1 protein-coding gene is annotated in these 1,343 nt (G+C 41.3%); it reads left to right on the plus strand.

Features of this window, described 5'->3' with window-relative positions; all coding sequences use genetic code 11:
• A partial coding sequence (locus ACZBKJ_RS09825; RefSeq protein ID WP_463200913.1) for a VENN motif pre-toxin domain-containing protein occupies nucleotides 1-1,343 on the plus strand: 1,343 nt, incomplete at both ends.

Raw genomic sequence — 1,343 nt, forward strand, 5'->3', positions numbered from 1 at the left:
GCATCATTGCCAATACATCAAGCCTAAACGTACAAGGACAAGGCAAGTTTACAGCTGGTTACCTCATCACTGACAAAGACCAAAACCACACCCAATTTAAACAAGGCATCCAAACCCAAGACATTGAAAACCACCTAAACTATCAAGGCGATGCTTTGCAAGTGGGTGTAAGCCTTGCACCAAAGTCAAAGAGTGGTCAGCAAGACAGCACCTCAAACAAAACAAAACACCAACTAGGACTGTCAGGCTTAGGTTACGGTAAAATAGACCCTATCCACAAGACATCAATTACCAAATCTGCCATCACTGACCAAGCAGGACTTAGCCACATCAATACAGGCAACTTGGGCAGTGAAGACAGCCAACAAGCCCTAAACCCCATCATCAACAATGACTTCACCAATCAAAAGAGTCGGTTGGAGAAAGAGCTTGGAAATCAGGTAACTATCACTGCTGCATTTGATGGCGAAAGACGACGTCTTAGAAGTGAGTATAGTAAAGAGGCTGATGATTTACGTCAACAGGCAAATAGAGAAAGCAATGAGCATGAAAAGCAAAAGCTTCTTACTCAAGCTGAAACCATAGAACGCAACATCAGACTATTTGACGGACTGGCCTCCGCCCTGTACAGTCCCAACACAGGTGGTGCAGTAGGAGATGTTGCAAGAGCAGTCAGTCCGCATATGGCTTATCAAATTGGACAATATTTTAAGAATAATGATTATAAAAACACACAAGACAACCAAAACAGACCAGGAGAACAAAGTTTACAGCACTTAATGGCTCATGCCATCTTAGGAGCTGCCACAAGTTATGCCACAGGACAAGACATTAGTATAGGTGCCTTATCTGCAGCAAGTAGTGAAGCCGCCGCTCCTGCCCTATCTAAGTTCTTATTTGATAAAGATTCAAAAGAACTCACTCAAGATGAAAAAGACACCATCACCAACATCATCACCCTAGCCACAGCATCTACTGCTTATGCCATCACTGATGGCGATATTGCAAATAGTGTGAGTGCAGCTGAGGTGGGGAGAGTGGCGGTAGGGAATAATTACTTTTACCCCATAAAAGAAAATCATCCTGTTCCCATGCTTGAATTAACAGAACAGGATAAGCGTTATATTATCTATGCATTAGCTGAATATATGGTTCGTAATAACATTGTCAGCTTAGAAGATATACCAGATTCTGTTTATAAAGACATGGTTGCAGGAAATGCAATTCAAGATGATGATGGAAATATTATAAATGCCAATCCAGACTATGATTATTATAAAGCAGAATTCAATAAAGCAGGTTCTATTACGCAGGATGAATTTCGGCAGTTAATTGCTAAATAC

Source organism: Moraxella sp. I5G (genome assembly GCF_055193055.1).